22 protein-coding genes are annotated in these 24,172 nt (G+C 65.1%); 9 read left to right on the top strand and 13 right to left on the bottom strand.

The genetic code is table 11. The annotated features are described in order from the left end of the window. The first annotated feature begins 237 nt into the window (after positions 1-237). A complete protein-coding gene (locus F8237_RS10405; protein ID WP_151644324.1) occupies positions 238-1,248 on the top strand; it encodes a TorF family putative porin in 1,011 nt (336 codons plus the stop codon). A gap of 199 nt (positions 1,249-1,447) precedes the next feature. Here the strand turns inward: F8237_RS10405 and F8237_RS10400 are convergent, their stop codons facing one another. After that, positions 1,448-3,211: an ABC transporter ATP-binding protein/permease gene (locus tag F8237_RS10400; RefSeq protein WP_151644323.1), complete on the bottom strand. Its 1,764-nt coding sequence runs from the start codon at positions 3,209-3,211 to the stop codon at positions 1,448-1,450. A 314-nt stretch (positions 3,212-3,525) separates the two neighbouring features. Here F8237_RS10400 and F8237_RS10395 point away from each other — a divergent pair, with 314 nt between their 5' ends. Beyond that, positions 3,526-5,190, top strand: a complete 1,665-nt coding sequence (locus F8237_RS10395) for an L-lactate permease (protein WP_151644321.1) — start codon at positions 3,526-3,528, stop codon at positions 5,188-5,190. Positions 5,191-5,332: 142 nt separating this feature from the next. Next, on the top strand, positions 5,333-5,731 hold the full coding sequence (locus F8237_RS10390; protein ID WP_162005979.1) for an META domain-containing protein: 399 nt from the start codon (positions 5,333-5,335) through the stop codon (positions 5,729-5,731). 133 nt (positions 5,732-5,864) lie between these two features. On the opposite strand, the gene F8237_RS10385 is transcribed toward F8237_RS10390, so the two are convergent. From F8237_RS10385 to F8237_RS10375, 3 genes are all read right to left on the bottom strand, one after another. Beyond that, a complete protein-coding gene (locus F8237_RS10385) occupies positions 5,865-7,076 on the bottom strand; it encodes a hypothetical protein (RefSeq protein ID WP_151644317.1) in 1,212 nt (403 codons plus the stop codon). A gap of 143 nt (positions 7,077-7,219) precedes the next feature. Then, positions 7,220-8,848: a chaperonin GroEL gene (gene groL, locus F8237_RS10380; protein WP_151644315.1), complete on the bottom strand. Its 1,629-nt coding sequence runs from the start codon at positions 8,846-8,848 to the stop codon at positions 7,220-7,222. Between the two features lie 175 nt (positions 8,849-9,023). Then, positions 9,024-9,320 (bottom strand): co-chaperone GroES, encoded by a 297-nt coding sequence (locus F8237_RS10375; protein ID WP_151644313.1) that lies wholly within the window; start codon positions 9,318-9,320, stop codon positions 9,024-9,026. Between the two features lie 313 nt (positions 9,321-9,633). On the opposite strand from F8237_RS10375, the gene F8237_RS10370 reads away from it, so the two are divergent. Continuing rightward, the gene (locus F8237_RS10370) at positions 9,634-10,155 is read left to right on the top strand and encodes a hypothetical protein (RefSeq protein ID WP_162005978.1); all 522 of its coding nucleotides are present in this window, start codon (positions 9,634-9,636) and stop codon (positions 10,153-10,155) included. A 181-nt stretch (positions 10,156-10,336) separates the two neighbouring features. Here F8237_RS10370 and F8237_RS10365 read toward each other — a convergent pair whose 3' ends face one another. Further along, positions 10,337-11,122 (bottom strand): protein phosphatase CheZ, encoded by a 786-nt coding sequence (locus F8237_RS10365; protein ID WP_151644309.1) that lies wholly within the window; start codon positions 11,120-11,122, stop codon positions 10,337-10,339. Between the two features lie 314 nt (positions 11,123-11,436). Here F8237_RS10365 and F8237_RS10360 point away from each other — a divergent pair, with 314 nt between their 5' ends. Then, a complete protein-coding gene (locus F8237_RS10360) occupies positions 11,437-12,252 on the top strand; it encodes a L,D-transpeptidase (RefSeq protein WP_151644307.1) in 816 nt (271 codons plus the stop codon). Between the two features lie 22 nt (positions 12,253-12,274). Here F8237_RS10360 and F8237_RS10355 read toward each other — a convergent pair whose 3' ends face one another. The 7 genes from F8237_RS10355 to F8237_RS36320 all read right to left on the bottom strand — a co-directional run bounded on the left by F8237_RS10355 (position 12,275) and on the right by F8237_RS36320 (position 19,853). Beyond that, positions 12,275-14,062, bottom strand: a complete 1,788-nt coding sequence (locus F8237_RS10355) for a caspase family protein (RefSeq protein ID WP_151644305.1) — start codon at positions 14,060-14,062, stop codon at positions 12,275-12,277. Between the two features lie 195 nt (positions 14,063-14,257). Continuing rightward, a complete protein-coding gene (locus F8237_RS10350; RefSeq protein ID WP_151644303.1) occupies positions 14,258-15,058 on the bottom strand; it encodes a DUF2076 domain-containing protein in 801 nt (266 codons plus the stop codon). 124 nt (positions 15,059-15,182) lie between these two features. Beyond that, positions 15,183-16,025: a ChbG/HpnK family deacetylase gene (locus tag F8237_RS10345; protein ID WP_151644301.1), complete on the bottom strand. Its 843-nt coding sequence runs from the start codon at positions 16,023-16,025 to the stop codon at positions 15,183-15,185. Continuing rightward, positions 16,022-17,098 carry a glycosyltransferase family 2 protein gene (locus F8237_RS10340; protein ID WP_151644299.1) on the bottom strand — a complete coding sequence of 359 codons (1,077 nt, stop codon included), beginning with the start codon at positions 17,096-17,098 and terminating at the stop codon, positions 16,022-16,024. Before F8237_RS10340 ends, F8237_RS10345 begins: the two co-directional genes overlap by 4 nt. Positions 17,099-17,221: 123 nt before the next feature. After that, positions 17,222-18,199, bottom strand: coding sequence for an ATP phosphoribosyltransferase (gene hisG / locus F8237_RS10335; protein ID WP_151644297.1), 978 nt, complete (start codon positions 18,197-18,199; stop codon positions 17,222-17,224). Positions 18,200-18,202: 3 nt separating this feature from the next. Next, positions 18,203-19,354: an ATP phosphoribosyltransferase regulatory subunit gene (locus F8237_RS10330; protein WP_151644295.1), complete on the bottom strand. Its 1,152-nt coding sequence runs from the start codon at positions 19,352-19,354 to the stop codon at positions 18,203-18,205. 256 nt (positions 19,355-19,610) lie between these two features. Further along, positions 19,611-19,853, bottom strand: a complete 243-nt coding sequence (locus F8237_RS36320; protein WP_167527447.1) for a hypothetical protein — start codon at positions 19,851-19,853, stop codon at positions 19,611-19,613. A 140-nt stretch (positions 19,854-19,993) separates the two neighbouring features. Between F8237_RS36320 and F8237_RS10320 the strand changes: the two genes are divergently transcribed. After that, positions 19,994-20,560 (top strand): hypothetical protein, encoded by a 567-nt coding sequence (locus F8237_RS10320; protein WP_244626105.1) that lies wholly within the window; start codon positions 19,994-19,996, stop codon positions 20,558-20,560. A gap of 10 nt (positions 20,561-20,570) precedes the next feature. Further along, positions 20,571-21,581, top strand: a complete 1,011-nt coding sequence (locus tag F8237_RS10315) for a helix-turn-helix domain-containing protein (protein WP_151644291.1) — start codon at positions 20,571-20,573, stop codon at positions 21,579-21,581. Here F8237_RS10315 and F8237_RS10310 read toward each other — a convergent pair. Then, positions 21,578-22,342, bottom strand: a complete 765-nt coding sequence (locus tag F8237_RS10310) for a 16S rRNA (uracil(1498)-N(3))-methyltransferase (protein WP_151644289.1) — start codon at positions 22,340-22,342, stop codon at positions 21,578-21,580. The genes F8237_RS10315 and F8237_RS10310 overlap by 4 nt on opposite strands. 212 nt (positions 22,343-22,554) lie before the next feature. Between F8237_RS10310 and F8237_RS10305 the strand changes: the two genes are divergently transcribed. After that, positions 22,555-23,214, top strand: coding sequence for a hypothetical protein (locus tag F8237_RS10305; protein ID WP_151644287.1), 660 nt, complete (start codon positions 22,555-22,557; stop codon positions 23,212-23,214). Next, positions 23,211-24,143 (top strand): 4-hydroxybenzoate octaprenyltransferase, encoded by a 933-nt coding sequence (ubiA, locus tag F8237_RS10300; protein ID WP_151644284.1) that lies wholly within the window; start codon positions 23,211-23,213, stop codon positions 24,141-24,143. Before F8237_RS10305 ends, ubiA begins: the two co-directional genes overlap by 4 nt. Positions 24,144-24,172: the final 29 nt, after the last annotated feature.

Genomic DNA, 24,172 nt, shown 5'->3' with positions numbered 1-24,172 from the left:
CCGGACAACTCAGTGCACTTTGGAATGCAAATAATGTGATCGAGAAGCAACACAGGCGGACAACCTTTCGTAGAATCGTCAGAACGCCCAAAAAGGCAGCAGATGCCCGCCATTTTTGCTTCTCGGTTAAGGGCCTCCCATCCAGATTGTCGCAGTAACGCATTTGTGCAGACACGTCGTACGCCCGGGGGGCTTCCGGGAAAACCGACTGGGTAAGAACTGGTGATGGGGATCGAAATGAAGAAAGTGACTTTGTTGGCAACGGCGCTGGCAATGGTGGCGGGTTCGGCTTTCGCGGCAGACATGCCGGTCAAGGCCAAGAAGGCTCCGCCCGTGGTTGCCTTCGATCCCTGGGATGTCGCCTTCGGCGGCGCGATCATGAGCGATTACGTCTTCCGCGGTATCACCCAGTCGAATCACAAGCCTTCGGTCACGGCCTATTTCGAACCGCGCTACAACCTTACCAAGGACCTCCAGCTCTACATCGGCGTGTCCGGTGAGAGCATCTCGTTCCCGAACCGCGCCGCTGGCGAAATCGATATCTACGGCGGTATCCGTCCGACCTTCGGCGCCTTCGCGCTCGACGTCGGTATCTGGGGCTACCTGTATCCGGGCGGAACCTGCTACTTCGGCGGCACCGGCATCGACTTCGCAGGCGTGGATCATGGCGCCGGCTGCGCCGAGAAGGCCCTGCTCAACACCAACGTGATCAAGAAGGACCTGAGCTTCTTCGAAGTCTACGGCAAGGGCACCTACACGGTGAACGACAACTGGTCGTTCGGCTTCACCGAATACTACACCCCGAGCTATCTGAACTCGGGCGCCTGGGGCAACTACGCTTCGGTCGTCGGCAAGTACATCGCGCCCAGCACGACCTTCGGTGCAAGCGGCGTCGGCATGTACGTGTCGGGTGAGTTCGGTCGTCAGTGGCTCGGCACCTCCGACAGCTTCTACGGTACTGCGACCTTCCCGAACGGCATCAAGTACGCCGACTACAACACCTGGAACATCGGTATCGGCTTCACCTACAAGGTCGCCACGCTGGACCTGCGTTACTCCGACACCAACCTTTCCAAGGGTGACTGCAACGCCTTCACCAGCGACTTTGCAGCTCGCGGCAACCTGACCGCTTCGACCGGCACCTACCTGACGCCGATCAATCCGTCGGGCGTTGGCTCCAACTGGTGCGGCGCCACCGGCATTGCCAAGCTGTCGTTCGACCTGACGGCGATGAGCAACCTGAAGTAAGTTTCTTCCCGAGACGACTTCGAGGGCGGCAGGGCAACCTGCCGCCCTTTTGCTTTTCTCCACGCCGTCATGGTCGGGCTTGTCCCGGCCATCCACGTTAGCTCCGAAGGCAGAGAAGGCGTGCATGCCCGGGGCAAGCCTGGGCATGAAGAAGTGTGTGGCGTAGCCTGTTGAGCCGAACTGCCTTCCCGCTTGTGCCTCAGCGCGCCACGCTCGGCTCCGCCTCGGCCGGCTTGCCCGCGTCGCCGAGGACGTGGATCTCGCCGCGCTTCGCCATTGTCACCTTGCGGGTATGGAAGGCGTCGAGCGTCGAGCGGTGGCCGATCGAGACGATGGTGGCCTGCGGCAGCTTCTCCGCCAGCAACCGGTACAGCCGGGCCTCGGACGGCTCGTCCAATGAGGCAGTGGCCTCGTCCAGGAAGAGGTAATCCGGCACATGCAGCAGCGCGCGGGCGAGTCCGAGGCGCTGCTGCTCGCCGAGTGATAGCATCCGGTTCCAGTGACCGTCCTCGTCGAGCCGCTTGGCGAGGTCGAGGAGGCCGACCGCCAGCAGCGCATCCCGAATATCGGCCGCCTCGAATGCGCCCGGGGCGGCGGGATAAACCACTGCATCGCGCAACAGGCCGACCGGGAAGTAGGGACGCTGCGGCAGCATCATCAGCTTCGCCCCCTCGGGAATGACGATGGTGCCGGTGCCGAACGGCCAGATGCCGGCGATGGCGCGGAACAGCGTCGACTTGCCCGAGCCCGACGGCCCGGTCACCAGCACCCGTTCCGGCGCCTGGATGGAAAATGCGTCGGCTGCGACCAGCGGCGTGCCGTTGGGCAGGTTCACACAGAGCTGCTCGAGTCCGATATTGCGGCTGCCGCCGGCGGCCATGAGCGCGATCGCCGGTTCATGCGCCGGCAGGTGCGCGGCGGAATCGACCGACATCTCGAAGCCGTCCAGACGCGCGACGATCGAGCGCCATTCCGCCAGCGACCGGTAGGCCGTGACGAAGAACGAGAGCGCGCCCTGCACGCTGGAGAAGGCGGAGGCGGTCTGCATCATGTCGCCGAGCTGGATCTTCTTGGCGAAGAAGGCCGGCGCGACCAGCACGTAGGGAAAGATCACGGCGGCCTGCTGATAGCTCGCCGTGAACGCGGTGAGGCGCTTGGTCCGGCTCATGATGGCGTACCAGTTGCCGATCACGAAGCCGAAGCGATCCAGCAGGCGCGAGCGTTCGGCGCCTTCGCCCTTGAGCAGCGCGATCTGCTCGGAGTTCTCGCGCACGCGGACGAGGTTGAAGCGGAAGTCGGCCTCATAGCGCTGCTGCTCGAAATTGAGGTTGACCAGCGGGGCGCCGATCCAGTGCGTCAGCGCGGTACCGAAGATCGCGTAGACCAGCGCGCCCCAGCACAGATAGCCGGGGATCATCAGATCCTGGCCGAACAGGTGCAGCGGTGCGGCGTTGGACAGGCCCCAGAGGATGATGACGAAGGAGAACAGCGTCACGATCGACGAGAGCAGGCCGAGCCCGATCGTCAGGGTCTGCTCGACGAAGTTCTTGACGTCCTCGGTGATGCGCTGGTCGGGATTGTCGGCCGCATCGCCCTTGAGCTGCATGCGGTAATGCGTGGCGTCTTGCAGCCATTCGCCCAGGTAGTGCCGGGTCAGCCATTGCCTCCAGCGGATCTGGAGCCATTGGTTCAGGTAGAGCTTGTAGACGGCCAGCGCGATAAAGGTGAAAGCGAGGCCGACGAAGATCCAGATCTGCGTGACGAAGGCGTCCCAGTCGCTGTTCTGGAGCGCGGTGTAGAACCGGTTCTGCCACTGGTTCACCAGCACGTCGATCGCGACCAGCGCCAGCTCCATCGCGATGACGGCCGCGAGCAGGCCGCGCCCGGCCCATTTGTCCTCCGACCGGAAATAGGGAATGGCGATTCGCCAGACGATCGCGAGGGTGGCGATGATGTTCTTCACAGAGCGGAATCTCCTGCGGGGATGTGCACAAATGCCGGGAGCCAAACGGCTGAGGCAATGGCTGAATTCGGCGCACTTAGACTAAAGTCGCAAGTCCTGCAATTTGCGTTGGCTTGTCGCGGCTTGCAACCCTAGCATGGGTCTCAACGGCGCGGGGTGGGGGCCTCCGGGACTTCGCGGGCTTGTGAGCGGACGGGAACCGCTGCATTCGCGAGGAATTCGCGTCCAACCCGGGGGATATCGCTTCCAGCGTCAAGCAGGTTCGGCTGACCACGCGGGCCGCCTGCCGCACACATGCGTGGGGGAGGAAGACCATGTGGAATCAAGTCTATGATCCGCTGCACAGCCCTGTGTTGTCGACGATCGCGGCGGCAGTGCCTGTCGTCACGCTGCTGGTTCTGATCGCGAGCGGCCGCGTTCAGGCTCATATTGCCGCAATCATCGCCATGATCGTGGCCAACCTGATCACGATCTTCATCTTCACCATGCCGGCGAACATGTCGATCCGCGCCTCGGTGCTGGGCATCGTGACCGGCTTCTTTCCCATCGGCTGGATCGTTCTCAACGTCATCTTCCTCTACCAGGTGACGGTGGCCACCGGGCGCTTCGAATTGCTCAAGCGCGCGGTCGGCGGCGTCACCGAGGACAGGCGGCTGCAATTGCTGCTGATCGCATTTTCCTTTGGCGCGTTTTTCGAGGGCGCCTCGGGCTTCGGCACGCCGGTCGCGATCACGGGTGCGGTGCTGATCGGCCTCGGCTTCTCGCCGCTCGCCGCTTCCGGCCTGTCGCTGATCGCCAATACCGCGCCGGTCGCCTATGGCGCGCTGGGCACGCCGATCCAGGGCCTTGCCTCGGTCACCGGGCTCGATCCCTACATCCTCGGCGCGATGGTCGGACGGCAATTGCCGTTCTTCTCGCTGATCGTGCCGTTCTGGGTGGTGTGGGCCTTCGCGGGCTGGAAGGGCATGAAGGACGTCTGGCCGGCGGTTCTCGTCACCGGCGTGTCGTTCGCGGTCCCGCAATTCGTGATCTCGAACTACATCAATCCCTGGATCGTCGACATCGGGGCGTCGCTGATCTCGATGGGGGCGCTGATCCTGTTCCTGAAGGTCTGGCAGCCGAAGCAGCTCTGGCTGTCGCCGGCGTTGCGCGGCAATGATGAGTCGGCCTCGACCATGGCCGCGACAAAACCGCTCGACAAGACGCCGCTCACGCAGAGCGAGCTGTTCAGCGCGCTGTTGCCGTGGATCATCGTCTGCATCGTGATGCTGGTCTGGGGCAACGGCGGCTTCAAGACCTGGGCGAACTCGATCTTCACCTGGAACTACCCCGTTCCCGAGCTGCATCAGATGATCAACAAGATGCCGCCGGTCGCGCCGGGGCCGACCAAAGAGAGCGCGGTGTTCGGCTTCACCTACCTGTCCTTCACCGGCACGGGCATGCTGATCGCCGCGATCATCTCCGGCTTCCTGATGGGCGTCGGTCCCGGACAACTCGTGACGCAGTACGGCCGGACCATCCGGCTGTGCGCGATCTCGCTGATCACGATCTCGGCGATGCTCGCGATCGGCACACTGACGCGGCTCTCCGGCGTCGACGCGACGCTCGGTCTCGCCTTCGCGGCGACCGGCGTGCTCTATCCCTTCTTCGGCACGCTGCTCGGCTGGTTGGGCGTGGCGCTGACGGGATCGGACACCGCCTCCAACGTGCTGTTCGGAAACCTGCAGAAGATCACGTCCGAGCAGCTCGGTCTGTCGCCGATCCTGATGGGCGCGGCGAACTCCTCCGGCGGCGTGATGGGCAAGATGATCGACGCGCAGTCGATCGTGGTCGCCTCTACCGCCACCAACTGGTACGGCCACGAGGGCACTATCCTGCGCTTCGTGTTCTGGCACTCGATCGTGCTCGCCTGCCTCGTCGGCGTGCTCGTGACCTTGCAGGCTTATGTCTGGCCGTTCACGGCGCTGGTGCTGAAGTAGCAGGCCGCGCCGCGGCTTCGACGCAAATCAAATCCCCGCGGGGTGTCCTCGCGGGGATTTTTGCGCTCAAAGCCGGCGAACCTTCTCAATGGCGCCGTCGTCTTATAGAAGGTGCCGCAAATCAGGTCGGTCGAGAGGTCTCATGGTTTCGCTCAAGCATATGGTGTGTGTGGCGGTTGCAATGCTGGCGATGTCCACTGTCGCGCGTGCCGAGGACGGCTTTCCGTTCGGCACCGAGATGACGATGGAGGCACTGCCGCAGCCGGGCTCGAAGCGGATTCCGAACATCGAGATCGGCGACAATGGCGAGGTGGTGCTGGAGCTCTGGTGCAAGGGCGGCAAGGGCCAGTTCTCGGTCGCCGGCAACACCGTGATCTTTGTCCCGGGCCAGATCCAGGACCGCTCCTGCCCGCCGGCCCGAGCGCAGGCCGACGACGATCTCGTCGCGGCTCTCGGCAGCGTCGAGACCTGGAAGCGCCAGGGCGACGTGCTGACCCTGATCGGCCCCAAGCCGCTGCGCTTTCGCGTGACCGGGAACTAGCGTTTAGCTCGCTGTCGTACCCCGGCTTGACCGGGGTACCCAGTACGCCGCGGCCCATCGATTCAACTATTGCCATCTCGGAGTACTGGATCGCCCGGTCTAGCCGGGCGATGACGTCGACCTGTTGGCTACGTCACTTCCACACCGATTTGTCGGCATCCCAGCGCTGGCCCTTCAGCTCCTTCGCGAGCGCCTCGACTGAGCCGTTGTCGTTCGGCTGATCGCCTTCCTCGTCGGCCGCCGCGTCGTCGGACAGATTGAGCTTGGCGCCGTTGCTCTCATCCGTGGTCGTGGTCGCGGGGCTGCCGATCCACAGCATCAGCTTGTCGGTCGTGCCGGGCTTGTCGGGCGAGATGAGTGCGGCGACCTCGATCGTGTCGGTGAGGTCGAGCGCCGGGAAATCCGGGTTCGGCCGCTTGAAGACGAGCTTGAGCTTGCCGGTGGCGGGATTGAAGCTTTGCGAGGCGGGCTTTGCCGCCAGCGTCCTGCTCAGCACGCCGGCGACGGCTGACGCGAGCTTGTCGCGGTTGAGCTTGTCGCCGTCGCGCCAGTCGGCAGCGGCAAAGCGGATGGTGCGGTCCATCTCGGTCATGCCCGCGGTCCAGCCCGCCGCGGTGACGCCCGGCATCGCCTTGAATTTTCCCAGCAGCGCGCCTGCGCGTTCCGGATCGACCGACATGTTGATGGTCTGCTCGCCGGCGCGCAGCGCCTCGCAGCCGACCGAGAGGCTCGCAAGCGTCACCTCGACGTCCTGGCCCTTCAGGCTCTTCAGGAATTCGGTTGCCGCATCCAGCTTGACCTTGACCGCGATCGCTTCCGGCGAGACGTCGGTGAAATCCTTCGGCTGCGGCGTGATGCCGTCGTCGGAGGTCTGGTTGTCCTGAAATTCCTTCTCGCTGAGATCGGAATTGTCGGGAGAGGTGACCTCGGTCACGGCCTGACCGATGCTGATCTGGCCGCGGAACTCGAACGTGTCGCCAGACTGCTTGCGCAGCAGCTTGACGCTGACGGGCGACTTCTCACTGATGCTCTGCGTCGTGCCGGTCAGGTTCTGGCCCGCGACCTGGAGATTGACGACGAAGCGGTCCTTGCGGTCGGAATTCTTCGCGACGGGATAGCAGACGTCGAGCACGGCGGCCGTGACGGTCTTGCCCTGGCGCGTCTCCTTCAGGATGACGTCGGCATTGCCGTCCATCAACCCGTCGATCGAGGTGAAATAACGTATCTCCGGGCCGCCTGGGGCCGTGGCCTTGGGCGACAGCTTCATCTGCGCGGAGGCGGGATGCGGCGAGGTAGCAAGCAGAGCGGCCAAAACAATTGTCGGGCAAACCAGAAGCGCGCGCATCGACGAAATCCTCGAGCAAAAGAATCGGCGCCACCGTAGTTGGTTTTGGCCGCCGGTTGAATCGGAAAGCACGGGCGAAACTGGGCAAAAAAGAAGGCCGCCCGGAGGCGGCCTTCGCAACATTGTCAGGTCACGGGACGGGCTCAGAAGCCGCCCATGCCGCCGCCGGCCGGCATGGCGGGCGCAGCTTCCTTCGGCAGTTCGGCGACCATGGCCTCGGTGGTGACCAGGAGGCCGGCCACGGAGGAGGCGTCCTGCAGCGCGGTGCGGACCACCTTGGCGGGATCGATGATGCCCTTCTCGACCATGTCGACATAGTCCTCGTTCTGGGCGTCGAAGCCGAAGGTCTCGGACTTGTTCTCCAGGATCTTGCCGACGACGATCGAGCCTTCCACGCCCGCGTTCTCGGAGATCTGGCGAATCGGAGCTTCCAGCGCCTTCAGCACGATGTTGATGCCGGCCTGCACGTCGGCATTGGCGTTGGTGAGACGGCCCACGGCCTTCTTGGCGCGGAGCAACGCGACGCCGCCGCCGGGGACGATGCCTTCCTGCACCGCGGCGCGGGTGGCGTTGAGCGCGTCCTCGACGCGGTCCTTCTTCTCCTTGACCTCGATCTCGGTGGCGCCGCCGACGCGGATCACCGCGACGCCGCCGGCGAGCTTGGCGAGGCGCTCCTGGAGCTTCTCACGGTCGTAGTCCGAGGTGGTCTCCTCGATCTGGGCCTTGATCTGGCCGACGCGGGCCTCGATCTCCGGCTTCTTGCCGGCGCCCTTGACGATCGTGGTGTTCTCCTTGTCGATCACGACCTTGCCGGCGCGTCCGAGCATCTTCACCGTGACGTTCTCGAGCTTCATGCCGAGGTCTTCGGAGATCAGCTGGCCGCCGGTGAGGATCGCGAGGTCCTCGAGCATGGCCTTGCGGCGGTCGCCGAAGCCCGGCGCCTTGACGGCCGCGACCTTGAGGCCGCCGCGCAGGCGGTTGACGACCAGGGTCGCCAGTGCCTCGCCCTCGACGTCCTCGGCGATGATGACGAGCGGCTTGCCCGACTGCACCACGGCTTCCAGCACCGGCAGCATGGCCTGCAGGCCCGAGAGCTTCTTCTCGTGCAGGAGGATGTAGGCGTCCTCGAGCTCGGCGGTCATCTTCTCGGGGTTGGTGACGAAGTAGGGGCTGAGATAGCCGCGGTCGAACTTCATGCCCTCGACGATGTCGACTTCGGTGTCGAGCGACTTGTTTTCCTCGACAGTGATGACGCCCTCGTTGCCGACCTTCTGCATCGCCTGGGCGATCATCTTGCCGATGGCCGCATCGCCGTTGGCCGAGATGGTGCCGACCTGGGCGACCTCGGCAGAGGACGCAACCGGCTTGGCGCGCTTCTCGATGTCCTTGATGACGGCCGCAACCGCGATGTCGATGCCGCGCTTGAGGTCCATCGGGTTCATGCCGGCGGCAACCGCCTTGGCGCCTTCGCGCACGATGGCCTGGGCCAGCACGGTCGCGGTGGTGGTGCCGTCACCGGCGAGATCGTTGGTCTTGGAGGCGACCTCCCGCAGCATCTGGGCGCCCATGTTCTCGAACTTGTCCTCGAGCTCGATCTCCTTGGCGACGGTGACGCCGTCCTTGGTGATGCGGGGCGCGCCGAAGCTCTTCTCGATGACGACGTTGCGGCCCTTCGGGCCGAGCGTCACCTTGACGGCGTTGGCGAGAATGTCGACGCCGCGCAGCATGCGATCGCGCGCGTCTCCGGAAAACTTGACGTCTTTGGCAGCCATGTCTGCAATCCCTCGTGTTTCGTGATGTGTCTTGTTTTATGCCGTGCTTTTCCGCGCGCGCTTCGTCATTGCCGGGTTCGACCCGGCAATCCATCCTGTTGCGAAAAATGATGGATGCCCGGGTCAGGCCCGGGCATGACAATGAAGCATTCAGCGGCTGTTCAGGCGGGTGGCCTTAGGCCAGAACGCCCATGATGTCCGACTCCTTCATGATCAGGAGATCTTCGTTGTCGATCTTGACTTCGGTGCCCGACCACTTGCCGAACAGCACGCGGTCGCCGACCTTGAGGTCGATCGGGGTCAGCTTGCCGGCTTCGTCGCGGCCGCCGGGACCGACGGCGACGACCTCGCCCTGGGACGGCTTTTCCTTGGCGGAATCCGGAATGATGATGCCGCCCTTGGTCTTTTCCTCGGCGTCGATACGTTTGACCACGACACGGTCATGCAGCGGACGAAATTTGGATTTAGCCATGACGTTTCCCTTTGGAGGCGCTTCGGAAGTAGTGGAAGTAGGTGGGGCGGCGCTTCCGTCCTTCCTCTACCCGAGGATCGAACGGCGCGCTTAGCAATCGGGCTTTCCGAGTGCTAATAGTGCGCCCGGAAATATTGCTTGGCCGCGATCCTGTCAAGCAAAGGTGGTTAAGCGATTGGTGAGGCGGATATAGGATGGTGGCATTGGAAACTCGTTCGGGGTGCCGACGTATTAAAGGACGTCATTGCTCCGGCAGCGGTTTTACGCTTGGCTGCGGGAGGGGTGCGGCCGTCGTCTTGTTCGGGGGAATGCCATGATCAGTTCAGCTCACGCGCGCACGGTTGCCAATCTGGCGGCCGCCTCTTGCCTGGCGCTGCTGCTTGGCGCCTGCGGCGGTGGTCTGAGCCTGCCGTCCTTCTCGTCGTCTTCGCCGCCGCCCGAGGCTGAACCCGGTACCGGTCCGGAAATGCCAGCGAGCATCCGTGCCGACGAGATCGTCGGCCGCTGGGGCCTTGCCTCGTTCCAGAACCCGGCCGACCGCGCCCGAACCGAGGCTGCGGCGAGGGCGCAATGCAAGAATCCCTACGTGATCACCGCCGGCTCCTCCGGCGGCGTGATCATGCATCTGGCCGACCAGGCGACGCCGCAGGAACTGCGGCTGAAGGGCTCGCCCAGCGGCAAGAACTATATCGGACCGGCGGGGCCGACCCCCGGCGAGCAGGACCGCGAAATCGTCTCCTTCGACGGCCGCGTCCTGATCACCCGCTTCATCGACAAGGACGCCGCCACCCGCTACGGCAACATGGTCTACGTCCGCTGCGCGCCGCGGGCGTAGTTTCTTTCCGTCATTCCGGGGCGGTCCGCAGGACCGAACCCGGAATCTCGAAGTGGTAAGCTCCCAGCCTTAAATCTCTGGATTCCGGGTTCGGCTCTGTCGAGCCGCCCCGGAATGACGTCATGAAAACAAAAAACGCCGGCTTGCGCCGGCGTTCTTGTTTCCGTAACGCCGCGTCCGATCAGTCGAACAGCGCGTCGATATCGTCCTGCGAGGCGTGGCCGACGTCGCCGTTGAGCTTCGGGCCGTTGAGGAGCTTGTCGTCCTCGCTGCGGGTGTCGACCTGGGCCGGCACATGAGCCTTGATTGCGTCGACGCCGCCCCAGATGTCCATCATCGCATTGATGTGCTGCTCGATGAACTTCATGGTGGTCATGACCTTGCTGATGCGCTGCCCGGTCAGGTCCTGGAAGTTGCAGGCCTCGAAGATCGAGATGACACGTTCCTGGATGTCGTCGGCGAGCCGCTTCTGCTGGTCGGCCGAGTCCACCTTGGCCATCGCGCTGGCCGCCTGGTCGATCGATTCGGCAGCTTCGAGAATTTGCTGGGTGGCCTGCTCGGTACCGCCGACCACCGCGCCGAGCTCGCCATTGACCTTGGCCATCTCCGCGCCGTCAAAGCTCTTGCCATGCAGCACCGCGATTTCGCGCTTGGTGCGGTCGATGGCGTCATGGATCAGGTCGAGCTCGATCTTCAGCTTCTCGCACTGTTCGATCTGGGCCCGATAGGTCTCGAGCATCGTGCGTGCGTCGGAAAGCTCCTGCGCCGTGGAGGCGTCGATCGCCGCCATGGCCGCGCTGCCGGACAAGGGCGCAGGCACGCTGCCCTTTGCCATCTGTGCGCGGATCGCGCGCAGCTCCGCCATGATCTCGCTATGCATCGGGATTGTCTCATCAGTTACGTCAAGAATGGGCATCTCGCCACCGACGATATCCTCGACACGAAAACGCTTGCGGTGAACAGCCATCAGGATACTCCCCCCACCTCACTCACGCGTCTTTGTAGGCAGAAGCGATTTAACACGAAGTTCACAGCAGGAACTGTTGCGCGGTTGCGCGCGACGGCATGAAAACTGCTGATTAACCATGGGCGTGCGGCGTTCATCGAAAATAAACGCTGATCGCCGAATTGCGGCCCCGCTCGCGACGTGGTGAATCCAAACGCCGCTTCCGTTTACCAAACAATGCGGCTTTTGCTCTTTATTGACCACGTCGCGGGCGCCGATCAGCCAGGTGCCGTCACGACGCATGTGATCTAGACGAAACAGTACAGAGTACGTCGATGTTCAAGAAAATGTCTGTCGCGCTGCTCGGCAGCGCTTGCACCTTCATTGCCGGCGCAAACAGCGCAAATGCCTTCGACAATACGGTGCCGAACGATCCGCCGGCGGTGCTCTACCAGCCGCAGGTGCCGCCGGCGCCGGTGCGCGTCGCCTCCAATGCGAACATGGGCGGCGGCTTCATCGAGTTCCTGTTCGGCGACGGTCCGGGCCGCGGTCCCGCCTACGCGCCGCAGCAGCCGGTCTATCAGCAGCAGCCGGGTTATTACGACCAGCGCCGCTTGCCGCCGATAGGCGAGCCGCAGATGCAGGGCGGATATCAGCAAGGCGCAGGTCTCCAGCAGGAGGCGGTCGATCCGCGCCAGCGCCAATTCGATCCGAGATTCGAGAAACAATCTGTTGACTATAGCGGCAAGGAAAGTGCCGGCACGATCGTGGTCGATACGCCGAACAAGTTCCTCTATCTCGTCGAGGGCAACGGCCGGGCGATGCGCTACGGCATCGGCGTCGGACGCCCAGGCTTCACCTGGTCCGGCGTGAAGTCGATCACGGCCAAGCGCGAATGGCCGGACTGGACGCCGCCGGCCGAAATGATCGCGCGCCGCCCCGACCTGCCCCGGCACATGGAAGGCGGACCGGAAAACCCGCTCGGCGCCCGCGCGATGTATCTGGGCTCGACGCTCTACCGCATCCACGGTTCCAACGAGCCCTGGACCATTGGCACCAACGTGTCCTCCGGCTGCATCCGCATGCGCAACGAGGACGTCATCGACCTCTACGGCCGCGTCAATGTCGGCACCAGGGTCGTGGTGATGTGAGCCGGACCGGCAGGCCAGCACCCTATTCGCAATAGGTCTTGCCGCCGAACGAGAAGCACTTGCCGCCGCCACCGCGAGGCGCCGGCGCACTGCGCGACGCGGCGGGCTCCTGCCGCGTCACGGTCCTCGGCTTCGGCGCCGGCTCGGGCCGCTTCTCGCAGGCGCCGCTGGCGTTGAGGACATAGCCGCTCGAACAGCCGATCTGGACACAGCGGTCGCCCTCGGCGCGCTGTCCCTTGGCGCACACCAGCGGGCAGACGCGGTCGGTCTTGCCGCGCACCGAGTCCAGCGCGTCGAGGCTTGCCAGCTTCACGTCGAAATGGGTGTCGGCGCTCCTGTTGAAGAGCTCCAGTGCCCTGCGCGAGCCGTCATCCCACTTGCCGTCCATGCTGCCGGGATCGCAACCGACGCGCTTCAGGTGAGCCTGCAGCAGACGCGCGATATCGGACGGATCCATCTTCGGTGCGGCAGGCGGCGGCGCCGGCGGGGGCGGCTGGTTGGGCGTGAGCGCGGCCAGCTTCTCGGTTTGAGCCTTGTCGGCCTGGACCTTGTCCGCCTGGGCCTTGGCGTCGCGCTTGGCCTGCTCGACCTGAATCTGAGCATCGGCTGCCGCCTGGCGCCGGGCCTCGTCGACCTGCACCCGGGCAGTATCGGCCTGCTGCCGGGCCTGCTCGGCCTGACGGCGCGCCTCGTCCAGCTCCCTCTTGGCCTGCTCGGCGATCTGGGCGCGAGCCTCATCGAGCTCGCGCTTGGCCTGCTCGGAGAGCTTCTGCTTGGCTTCCGCGGTCTGGCGCGCGCTCTGCTCTTCGAGCTGCCGGCGGAAGTCAGCGGCCTTCTGCGCCGCCAGCTCGTCGGCCTGCCGTTTGGCGTCATCCGCCCGGGCTCGGCCCTGCTGGGCGGCCTCGAGCTTGCTGTTCTGCCCGCGGGCGAGGTTGGCGAAGAAACCGGCCGGGTGCTTGGCGAGGAAGGAATCCCAGGCTTCCCTGGTGCCGACCTGCGCCGCCAGCTCGTAGTCGACGCGGGCCTCCGCCTCAGGATCGGCGGCGCGCGGGACCAGCGCCACGGTGTCGCCGCCGAGCGACCCGTACACGAACGGCTCCTGCCGGTTGCCGGTGGCCTTGAGCACCTCGTCCCGGACGCGGCCGAACGCGATGCGCAGATCGAGCCCGGGCTCGGCGATGTTCCGCACCAGCGCCGTGGCGAACGGGCTGTTCTGCCCGTCGCCGTCGCTCGCCACCGCGCCGGCCCTTGCGGCGAACGCGATCAGCGTGTCCGACATCGAAGGTTCGACCTTGGCGAGGCCACGCCCGATCGCGCGGCTGGCGACGGTGCGCTTCATGCTGGTGGCGAACGGATTGTCGCGGCAGGCATCGAGGATGACGAGCTTGAGTCGCTTGGCGCCGTCGAGCGCGCGCATCACGCGATCGAGCGAGATGGTCTCGTCCTCGATGTCGAAATCGCTCGCGAGCCTGGCGTCGGCCGGCACCAGATAGTTGACGCCGTCGACCTCGATGCCGTGGCCGGCATAGTAGACCACCGCGACGTCGGCATCCTGCGACGCTACGGAGAAGTCACGGATGGCGCGGCGCAGCTCGGCGATGCCGAGATCGCGCCTGCTGTCCACGGCGTCGAAACCCGCCTTCTTGAACAAGGCCGCCATCACGTCGGCATCGCGCGCGGGATTGGGCAGTCGCGGAACCTGCCGGTACTCGGAAACGCCGATGACGAGCGCAACGCGCTTGGCGGCCCAAGCCGTGTCACTCGATATCGAAAGGATCAGCGCGAGCAGAAACAAAAAGGCGGATCGCACGGAGAGCCTCCGCGGGTGCAATAAGGGTCCCTGTCAATGGGACGATCATAGCGATGACGCCCTGCGTCTCCAAGATCGGTCTTCCCGCCTGGGCGGTTTGCGTGACAAATTGCACGCAAGGACATGGATACCGCCGAAACGGAAACGGCCGCCCGTTCGGCGGCCGTTCGGTTGGGTTCGCGAAGTCTGCCGCGGTCAGGCGTAATCGCTGCCGCCGTCATCTCCGCCGCCGAAATCACCGTCGTCGGCCAGGTCCATATTGCCGTCGTCGCGATTGTCGTCGTCGTCGTTCTGGTCGTTCGAGGCCTGGTCGAACAGGCCCTGGCGGGAGTCGCGGCTCGATCCGATGTCGTTGAGACCGGCATCGCGCGCGAGCGAGCCGCCGGACTGATCGCTACCGCTCCAGGGGCTGCGATCGCCCAGGGAATTGGTGTCGCCGAAGGCTTGCTGGTGCGACCCGCCCATCATGCCGCGGATGCTGGACAATAAGAGCGAGCCGCCGACGACGCCGGCCGCGGCAGCCGCCGCCGTGCCGAGGAACGAGCCGCCGCCACCGCCGACCGGCGGGGCGCCATAGCCCTGACCCGGGCCTTGACCGTAGGCCTGCCCGTAAGGCGGCTGGCCGTAGCCCGGCTGCGGCTGCGGCATCGCCTGGCCGGTGTTCCAGACCGGCCGCGAGTCGCGCGGCGGCACGTTCGGAACCGAGCCGCGCGAGGGGCCTCCACCGAACAGCGTGTCGCGCATGGTATCGAGAAACCCGCCCGACTGGGCCTGCTCCGGCGCATGCGCCGCTTCCAGCTCCTGGATGCGGTTATGAGCGCGCTTCAGCGCTTCGTCCTGCAGCAGCGTGGTCTGCACCAGCGCGTAGATCGCGCCGGGCGCCTTGCGCAGGCCGTCGGAGATCGCAGCGATCGCGTCGGGATCGCGCGGTGCGTTTTCCAGTTTCGAAAGCCGGTCGAAAAGGTCGTCGACGAGCTGGCGTTCCTGCGGCGTCATGATCAATCTCCCTCGCGCAAAACAAGCGCGAGCCAGATGTAGGGTTCCATTGTGGCCTCAACAGAGCCGGCCATATTAAATTTCGGTATGCGACAAGCTGCCCCAAGCTTGCGTTCGGCGGGTTTCACCCCAGCGTGACGCCGCTGTCCGTCAGCAGGCGCGCAAAGGCATCGCCCGCGAGATAAGCATGCTCGCGTTCGCGGACGTCGGTCATTGGATCGAGGCCGGCGAGCACGTCGTCGACGAAGCCGGGGTGGCACATCACGAGGCCGTCGTCGGGGAGACCGTCCAGGAATTGTCGCATCAGGGCGCCGAAATCGGCTGCCCGCGTGAAATCATAGGCACCCGCAAAGCCGGGATTGAAGCTGAGGCCGGCGCTGCCGGCGCGGCGGCGGAATTGCGCGCTGAGGATGTCGAGCACCATGGCCTTCGGCGAGGCCAGCCGCTGCGCCAATGGCAGGTCGCGGCCGCCCTGGCGCACCCAGGCGTTCGGGGCACCCTCGGTGACGGCATCGACAAAACCGTCGCGCACCTGCGGATAGAGCTGCACGTGCTGGTGGCCGTCGACGAAGTCGGGCGCGCACCCGAATGCTTCCATGAAGGCCACCAGCTGCGCTTTCACCTCGCCACGAAAGAACTCGCGGTCGAGTTTTCGCGTGAGGCCTGCGCGCAGCAGCTTCGGAAAGGCCAGGAACATGTCGCCGTCGAGAGGACGGAAATGCATGGTGAGCGGCCGGAACGGCGCCGACAGCGTCACGTGCAGTCCGATCGCGCAGCGCGGGCTTTGCTTCGCCGAGGCCTGAAGCGCCTCGATCTCGCTGCGCCCGATCGCCGGGCCGACCATCATCACCGACGTCGCGTTGAGGCGGCCGCGCTCGATCAGGTCGCGGATGGCACGGTTGACGCCCGGGCTGATGCCGTAATCGTCGGCGCACAGCCAGATCCGCCGCGGCGCAGCCGCGCTCATTCGGCCGCCGTCCGCGTCGCTGCGTCCTGGCTTGAAGCGTCCTGGCTTGAAGCGTCCTGGACCTTGTCGGTCTCGAAGTGCTTTTCGCTGTGCTCGGCGACGAAGTAGATCGGGCGCGCCTTCAGCTCCGACAGGATCTTGCCGATATATTCGCCGACGATGCCGATCATGATGAGCTGCACGCCGCCGATGGTCATCAGGCCGATCACCAGCGAGGGATAGCCGGGCACCTGCTTGCCGGTGGTCCAGACCTCCCAGAGGATCGACAGGCCGAACAGGAAGGCGCCGCCGGCGAGGATCACGCCGAGCAGGCTGGCAAAGCGTAGCGGCGCCACCGAGAACGAGGTCACCCCTTCGATCGAAAGACCGAGCAGGCGCGCGGCGCTGAAGGTCGTCACGCCGTGGACGCGCGGCGCCGGTTCGTAGTCGACGCGGATCTGGCGGAAACCGATCCAGCTCGCCAGCCCCTTGAAGAAGCGATTGCGCTCCGGCAGCTGCCTGAGCGCTGCGACCGCGCGCGGCGACAGCAGGCGGAAGTCGCCGGCGTCCTCGGGGATTTTCTGGCGGGCGCCCCAATTGATCAGCGCGTAGAAACCGTGCACGGCGATGCGGCGCAGGAACGGCTCGTTGTCGCGATGCGCCTTGGCGGTATAGACGACGTCATAGCCGTCCTCGATCCAGTGCCGCACCAGCTGCTCGACCATGGCCGGTGGATGCTGGCCGTCGCCGTCCATGAACATGACGGCGCCAAGCCGGGCATGGTCGAGGCCGGCCATCAGCGCGGCCTCCTTGCCGAAATTGCGCGACAGCGACACCACCTGGACGTCGACCGCGTCGGCCGGCAAGCCGCGTGCGATCGACAGCGTCGCATCGGCGCTGCCGTCGTCGACATAGACGATCTCGCAGGCCAGCCGATAGCGCTGCCGCAAGGTCTTCGCGAGATCGCAGATGCGCGCGTGCAGGGACGCCAGTCCCGCCGCCTCGTTGTAGACGGGGACGACAATCGACAGTCCCTTCGCCGCGGCGCCGGCCGCGGTGATGGTCAGTCCGGAAACGTCAGAGCCCAGCGTCATCGATCAAGGTTCCAGAGGTAATCAAGGCTTCCTGCGAGTCTTCTTGCAAAGTCATCTTGCAAATCGTCTCGACAGCATATGGTAGCTGCCGTTTGCTGTCGCTACGCTGAACGAACCTGAGGCTCACTGCCGCAGGAACGCCTCGAGCCTGGCGAACAGCGGGTTCTCCCGGTCGAACACGTAGTCGAGCGAGACCACCGAGACGGTCTCGGCGCCGTGCTCGCGCAGGAAGCTCGCCAGCGCATAGAGCTGCCCGGGCGGGCAGTGCAGCGTCAGCATGCCGGACGAGGTCGGCCCGCCGAACGGGGCTTCGACGCCGAACCGGCTGTGGGCCTCGCCGAGCAGGGCGGCGTCGCACTGCCGGAAGCGAGTGCGGACCTCGCGGTATTTGTTGGCCCGCGCCCTTGCTGCGATGTGATCGAGGATCACGCGCGCCGTCTCGCGGGCCTCCGGCGACCAGTCTGCGTCCTTCGAGGCGACCAGATTGGCCTGGCTGCGCAGGATCACGCCGTCGTCGAGCACCCGCAGGCCGTTGGCGGCCAGGGTCGCGCCCGTGGTGGTGATGTCGACGATCAGCTCGGCGCTGCCTGCCGCCGGCGCACCTTCGGTCGCGCCGGTGCTTTCGACGATGCGGTAATCGGTGATGCCGTGGCTCTGGAAGAAGGCGCGGGTGAGGTTGATGAACTTGGTCGCGACCCGCATCCGCATGTGATGCTGCTCGCGGAAGCCGGTGGTGACGTCGTCGAGGTCGGCCATGGTGCGGACGTCGATCCAGGCCTGCGGCACCGCCACGACGACGTCGGCATAGCCGAAGCCGAGCCCGTCGATCAGCGACACCCGCCTGTCGGCGTCCGCGATGTTCTCGCGCACCAGATCCTCGCCGGTGACGCCGAGATGCGCCAAGCCGCGGGACAGTTGCGAGGCGATCTCGCTGGCCGAGAGATAGGCGACCTCGACATTGTCGAGCCCTGCGATCGTGCCGCGATAGTCGCGGGCACCGCCGGCCTTCGACAGCCTGAGGCCGGCGCGGGCGAAGAAGGCCTCGGTGTTTTCCTGGAGGCGGCCCTTGGAGGGAACGGCCAGAACGAATGGCGCGCTCATGACTTAAGCTCCCACCTTGCGGCCGATCCTGGTCAGCGCGTCCACCCAGACCGAGAAACCGACGGCGGGAATCGGCTCTGCCGATCCGAGCTGGGTCATCAGCCCGTCGTAGCGGCCGCCGGCAACCAGCGGCTCGGCGCCGTTGCCGCGATAGTGCAGTTCGAATTCGAAGCCGGTGTAATAGTCGAGGCCGCGGCCGAACGCGGTGGAGAAACGCGTTTGCTTCACGTCGATGCCGCGCGCCGCCATGAAGCCGACCCGGCTTTCGAACTGGTCGATGGCAGCAGCGAGATCGAGCTTCGCATCATTTGTCAGCGCGCGCAGCCCGGCGATGGCGTCATCGGGATTGCCCGATATCGACAGGAAGCGCTTGAGCACGGTGATCGCCTCGCGCGGGAGCGCGCCGCCCTTCAGCGTGGATTGCTCGAGGAAGCGGTCCGCGATCTCGGCCGTGGTGCGGCCGCCGACATTGGTGGTGCCGGCGATGGACATCAGATCGGTGACGAAGGCGAGCGCCGCCTTGCGGTCGGAGCCGGCGAGCGCGGCCAGCACGCCCTCATATTCGCTGCGGGTCGCGGTGGTCGCGGCCGCCAGCCGCTCCAGATCCTGCTCGAGGCTGATCTTGCGGTTGAAATCCTTGACCAGGCGGCGGCGCCAGACCGGATAGAGGTCGAGCGCGTCGAGCAGGGCATTGAACAGCGCCACGTCTCCGGTGCGGATCTCGACGTCGCGGACGCCGAAGGCGGCGGTGGCCTCCAACGCCAGCGCCAGCATCTCGGCATCGGCCGCGGGGCGGTCCTGGCGGCCGAACGATTCGATGCCGGCCTGCATGAACTCGCTGGCCTGCCCACTGCGGTAACGGAACACCGGACCAAGATAGCTGAATCCGGCCGGCTGGCCGGCGCGCCCGGAGGCGAGATAGTCGCGGGCCACGGGAATCGTCAGGTCCGGGCGCAGGCAGAGCTCCTCGCCGGACAGGTCCGTGGTCAAATAGAGGCTCTTGCGGATGTCCTCGCCGGAGAGGTCCAGGAACGGCTCGGCCGGCTGCAGGATCGCGGGCTCTGCCCTAGCATAGCCGGCCTGCGCGAACGACAACAGCAGCGCATCCGCCCAAGCGGCGGAGCCGGCAGCATTTGAGGTGGCAGTCGCGGTCATCACAGGGGTCCATCGTCCCGGTGGAACCGGGCAGGGCAGGGCGAGGAAGCAATTGGCGCAGCCCTTAGCATGGCCCGGAAGCGGTTTCGACCTCCAAAGGATCAATCGCTTAACGACGTCGGAGCGTCGCCGAACCCGTGACCGGGTGTGTAGCTCTAATTTGTAGGTGAGTGGAATTAGGTAATTTAATACCCTAATGCCTCAGCACTTCGTTGCGACGGGCTGAGCTGAGCCGCAAATGATGCTTCGCCTTCGTTCATTTGGGTCCGGGACGTCTCGGGGCGCCAAGTCCCGCTTCAAGTCCCGCTTCAAGTCCCGCTTCAAGTCCCGCTTCAAGTCCTGCTTCAAGTCCTGCTGCTTCGTATGAAGCGTCATCGGCGAGCTGCTCCGCCAGTCTGAGAACCCTCTGCCGTTTGCCCGGGTCGGTGATGCCGAGAAATGCTTTGATCAGTTGCAGTTCCTCGCGTCGCGGCCTGTCGAATACGGCATCGTCGTCCATCGCCATGTCTTCCCGTGCGATTTCGTGTGCGATCGATACGGCGCGAACTCGCCCTCCCGACCGGCCCCGATGCAGCAAGGCCCAACGTCACAATGAGAAATTGAGAACGGCTGACAAGTCATCGCATACTCATTTTGGGTATGGCGGGTGATCCGTTCGCCGCGGCGTTCGTTTACACTGTGAATGTTGGTTTCCGATTCATGCACAATGCTTCAGATATCATCCGGACGGTCTCGCGACATACGCTGGCCTATATGCTGTTTTCGATCAGCGAGCTGTTCCGGCACTATGACGAATTTGATCCGCTGGACCTCTTGATAATTCACGCGATTCTCAACGCGAACGTCATTCATGTGATGAACGATCCGTCGCTGGACGAGAGATTCTCCAGCATAGATGCGGTCGAGCCGGATGTGATCAAGCAAGGAGTATCACGAGCGGCACTCTCTCGTTTCCTCAGCTTGCCGTTGGAGACAGTGCGCCGTCGCGTGACGGGACTGAAGCGGCGAAAAATTCTTGCCGAGACCAAGGCCGGGCTCATCGTGACCGAACAGAACCTGTTCAAGTTTGGAAACAATCACGAACTGCAGAAGACCAACATGCTGTTGCTGACCAAGCTGCTTCGCGATCTCAAGCGCGCCGGCATCAACGGACCGGATGACCTGCGTGTCGCCAAGGGCGCCGCATCGACAAGGAAGGCGACGTAAGCGGCGGGATATGGATCAAAGCCATCTCAACGCAGTGCGCGACGGAGCGCAAAGGTTTGCGGCGGACCGCTTGCTGTCGTTCCAGGGGCTCAAGCCATCCTCGGCGCTCGAGCTCCGGTCGTATGACGTCGACCATTTCGACGAAAGCGAGAGATATGCCGGCGCATCCAGCATGCCGTTGTCCGCCGGGACGACTGCGATCATGCGCGCCCGGCTCAGCTTGCCGACCCTCACGCTGTCTCTCGTGAAAACGTTCCCGCGGATCATTCGTGGCTATCGGTTGACGAATGCCGTCGCAATGTCGGTACTGATGGATCACGTGACCTCTGCCCGTATCAACGGGCAATCGATCGGGAGTTCCGTGGTCGTTCTGAAAGGCGATTCCGATTGCCTGGTGTACGAGCCGGAGGGCCGTCTGATCGGCATCGTCTATTTCAGTCCGCCCGCCCACGAACCCTGGGCGCAACTGGCTGATGGCCATCATCTGCTGAACCCGGCGCCCGACGTGCTCGTCTCCCTGCGCCGCTTGATCTCCGTCACGCTCGAAACCGCGGCGAATGATCCGGAATTCCTGAGCGAGCCGGCGTCGCAAACCGTCGTGGAGCAATCCCTGCTCAGCACGATGGAGGCCGCGATCCGCACCAACGTGGATGGTGGACCCGCGCCGTCTGCGACCGATGGCTATCGGCGGATCGTCGCGGACATGGAAAGGCTGATCCGTCGCGATCTGACGATCTGGCACAAGACGACTGAACTGGCGGAGCAGGTGGGCGTGTCCGTCCGGACGCTCCAGAGTGCCACCCTGGCCATCTGCGGCATGAGCCCGCATCGCTACAGCCGGGTCTTGCGCCTCTGGTCGGTGCGCCGGCAGCTCCGCATCGGCTCCGGGCGGCGGAGTGTGAAGTCCTGCGCCATTGCGCATGGCTTCTGGCATCTGAGCGAGTTCGCGGCGAGTTACCGGGCGGCCTTCGGCGAGCTGCCGTCCGAGACCCTGAATCGGTCTCTGCGCGAGGCAATCTAACCGCCACCCCAGTCGCCAAGCACCGCCTGGACCAGCGCCAGCGCCGCCACGGCGGCGGTATCGGCCCGCATGATCCGGGGCCCCAGCGCCAGCCGCAGGGTCGTCGGTTGCCACAGCAGCAGGGCGCGCTCTTCCTCGGCGAAGCCACCTTCCGGGCCGATCAGGACGTCGATACCAGAACCACCTTGGTCATGGCCGGCCGCGCGGGCCTTTTGCAGGCTCTGAATGGGATCCTGGACCTCCGCCGCCTCATCACAGAAGATGAGCAGCCGGCCGGCGGGGCGTTGACTGAGATACCGGTCCAGCGCCAGTGGCTCGGCCACGGTGGCGATGCTCAGGATGCCGCATTGTTCGGCGGCCTCGACGACATTGGCGCGCATCCGCTCGGTGTTCACCCGGGAGGCCTGGGTGAACCGGGTCAGGACCGGCTGAAGCGTGGCGGCGCCCATCTCGATGGCCTTTTGCACCATGTAGTCCAGCCGGGCATGCTTCAGCGGGGCGAAGACGTAAGTGAGGTCGGCCAGGGCGTCCTGGGGCCTGGCCTGCTGCAGGATGACGAGGCCGTCCGGCCGCTTGCGGCCTTCGATCGCGGCCTGCCATTCGCCGTCGCGACCGTTGAACGCCAGGACCTCGGCCCCGGCGGCGAGCCGCAGCACATTGCCGAGATAATTGCCCTGCTCGCGGTCGAGCGGGACCCTGGCGTCCTGGGCCAGCGGGGCGTCGACGAACAGGCGGGGGGCGCGGAAATTGATGGAGGGCATCGTTCAACGGGTCCGATTTGGTGCCGTTATTAACCGAAAGTCGCCATTTCGGGGGTAAATATTGCCAAACAGGTGCGTCGGCGCGCCGCGCTCTTGCCCTATTCGACGGGTTGTTAAGAGCCGGCGGGAATCGTAAAAACGCGAGCACGCTGGTTGCGCTTCAATTGGGAAGACGCCGAACCCCGTAGGCTCCTGCCGGAGAGACTGCCTTGATGATCCGTCATTTGATGGTTCCGATCACTGCCGCATTGGTCACGATGGGTGCCTCGGGTGCCCACGCGCAGGGGTTTCCGGCGCCACTGCCGGGCCAGGCTGCGACCAGTTCAGCATTTCCGCCCGTGAACGGTTCGGCGCCGAGCGCTTCGGTCGGCACTGCCCCGCAAGGATCGTTCCCCGTGAATGGCGCTGCGCCGGTGGGCGGCGCCGGTGCTTTCAGCGCGGCTCCGCCGACGCAAGGCGGTCCCGGCGAGGACTGCATGAAGGCGTTCATTCCCCTGCGCGAGGATGCCGAGAAGCGCGGCAAGCTGATCAAGGCCGCGAGCGATCGTCACGCGCCGCCCGACGAGGCCTGCAAGCTGATCCGCAATTTCAGCCAGGCTGAAGCCAAGATGATCAAGTACATCGAGACCAACGCCTCCAAATGCGGAATCCCGGCCCAGGTCGGTGCGCAGATGAAGGACGGCCACAAGAACACCGAGGCCATGGCGACGAAGGTCTGCAACGTGGCGCAGCAGATGCAGCAGCAGCCGCGCGGTCCGGCCGGCCCGTCGCTGAGCGAGGTGCTGGGTTCGGGCTCGGCGCCCGAGGCCAATGCCGGCAAGAAGGGCGGCAGCACCTTCGACACGCTCAACGGCAACGTCCTCACCCGATGAGCGACACATCCGCCCGCGTTGCCGATTCCACCGGCAACTGGGTCGATACGCTCGCGCCGCAATGGGCGCGGCCTTATCTGCGCCTGTCGCGCTTCGATCGTCCGATCGGCTCCTGGCTTCTCCTGATGCCGTGCTGGTGGTCGGCGGCGCTCGCCGCCGGCATGGCGCATGACACCAGCCGACTGCCGCTCACCATCGTTCTGTTCTTCATCGGCGCCTTCGTGATGCGCGGGGCGGGCTGCACCTGGAACGACATCACCGACCGCGACCTCGACGACAAGGTCGAGCGCACCCGTTCGCGGCCGCTGCCGTCGGGCCAGGTGACCACGAAGCAGGCGCTGGCCTTCATGGTCGCGCAGGCGCTGATCGGCCTCGTGGTGCTGCTGCAGTTCAACCGCTTCGCGGTCCTGACCGGCATCGCCTCACTCCTGATCGTCGCGATCTATCCCTTCATGAAGCGCATCACCTGGTGGCCGCAGATCGTGCTCGGGCTCGCCTTCTCCTGGGGCGCCTTGATGGGATTTGCCGTCACCTTCGGGCGCATCGATGTCACCGCGCTGGTGCTCTATGCCGGCGCGATTTCCTGGGTGATCGGCTATGACACGATCTACGCGCACCAGGACACCGAGGACGATGCGCTGATCGGCATCAAGTCCACCGCGCGCCTGTTCGGCGCGCATACGCACCAGGCGCTGATCCTGTTCTACGGGCTTGCTGTGATGCTGATCGGCGTGGCGCTGGCATCTGGCGACGCGCGCTGGCCGGCCTGGCTCGGGCTCGCGGCGTTCGCCGTGCATCTGGCGTCGCAGATCATGCGGCTCAGGACCGACGATTCCGTGCTCTGTCTGCACCTGTTCAAGTCGAACCGCGATGCGGGGCTGTTGCTGTTTGCGGGCTTGTTGGCCGACGCGGTGACGCGGGCTGCGTAGTTTCGTAGGGTGGGCAAAGGCGCTCTTGC

This window comes from Bradyrhizobium betae (assembly GCF_008932115.1).
Classification (GTDB): domain Bacteria; phylum Pseudomonadota; class Alphaproteobacteria; order Rhizobiales; family Xanthobacteraceae; genus Bradyrhizobium; species Bradyrhizobium betae.
The sequence above is the reverse complement of the archived record's forward strand: the minus strand, read 5'-3'. Positions and strand labels throughout refer to the sequence as shown.

Coding starts and splice junctions, on each gene's coding strand:
- F8237_RS10405 (WP_151644324.1), top strand. CDS start 238: ATGAAGAAAGTGACTTTGTTGGCAACGGCGCTGGCAATGGTGGCGGGT.
- F8237_RS10395 (WP_151644321.1), top strand. CDS start 3,526: ATGTGGAATCAAGTCTATGATCCGCTGCACAGCCCTGTGTTGTCGACG.
- F8237_RS10390 (WP_162005979.1), top strand. CDS start 5,333: ATGGTTTCGCTCAAGCATATGGTGTGTGTGGCGGTTGCAATGCTGGCG.
- F8237_RS10385 (WP_151644317.1), bottom strand. CDS start 7,076: ATGCGCGCGCTTCTGGTTTGCCCGACAATTGTTTTGGCCGCTCTGCTT.
- groL (WP_151644315.1), bottom strand. CDS start 8,848: ATGGCTGCCAAAGACGTCAAGTTTTCCGGAGACGCGCGCGATCGCATG.
- F8237_RS10375 (WP_151644313.1), bottom strand. CDS start 9,320: ATGGCTAAATCCAAATTTCGTCCGCTGCATGACCGTGTCGTGGTCAAA.
- F8237_RS10370 (WP_162005978.1), top strand. CDS start 9,634: ATGATCAGTTCAGCTCACGCGCGCACGGTTGCCAATCTGGCGGCCGCC.
- F8237_RS10365 (WP_151644309.1), bottom strand. CDS start 11,122: ATGGCTGTTCACCGCAAGCGTTTTCGTGTCGAGGATATCGTCGGTGGC.
- F8237_RS10360 (WP_151644307.1), top strand. CDS start 11,437: ATGTTCAAGAAAATGTCTGTCGCGCTGCTCGGCAGCGCTTGCACCTTC.
- F8237_RS10350 (WP_151644303.1), bottom strand. CDS start 15,058: ATGACGCCGCAGGAACGCCAGCTCGTCGACGACCTTTTCGACCGGCTT.
- F8237_RS10345 (WP_151644301.1), bottom strand. CDS start 16,025: ATGAGCGCGGCTGCGCCGCGGCGGATCTGGCTGTGCGCCGACGATTAC.
- F8237_RS10340 (WP_151644299.1), bottom strand. CDS start 17,098: ATGACGCTGGGCTCTGACGTTTCCGGACTGACCATCACCGCGGCCGGC.
- hisG (WP_151644297.1), bottom strand. CDS start 18,199: ATGAGCGCGCCATTCGTTCTGGCCGTTCCCTCCAAGGGCCGCCTCCAG.
- F8237_RS10330 (WP_151644295.1), bottom strand. CDS start 19,354: ATGACCGCGACTGCCACCTCAAATGCTGCCGGCTCCGCCGCTTGGGCG.
- F8237_RS36320 (WP_167527447.1), bottom strand. CDS start 19,853: ATGGACGACGATGCCGTATTCGACAGGCCGCGACGCGAGGAACTGCAA.
- F8237_RS10320 (WP_244626105.1), top strand. CDS start 19,994: ATGGCGGGTGATCCGTTCGCCGCGGCGTTCGTTTACACTGTGAATGTT.
- F8237_RS10315 (WP_151644291.1), top strand. CDS start 20,571: ATGGATCAAAGCCATCTCAACGCAGTGCGCGACGGAGCGCAAAGGTTT.
- F8237_RS10310 (WP_151644289.1), bottom strand. CDS start 22,342: ATGCCCTCCATCAATTTCCGCGCCCCCCGCCTGTTCGTCGACGCCCCG.
- F8237_RS10305 (WP_151644287.1), top strand. CDS start 22,555: ATGATCCGTCATTTGATGGTTCCGATCACTGCCGCATTGGTCACGATG.
- ubiA (WP_151644284.1), top strand. CDS start 23,211: ATGAGCGACACATCCGCCCGCGTTGCCGATTCCACCGGCAACTGGGTC.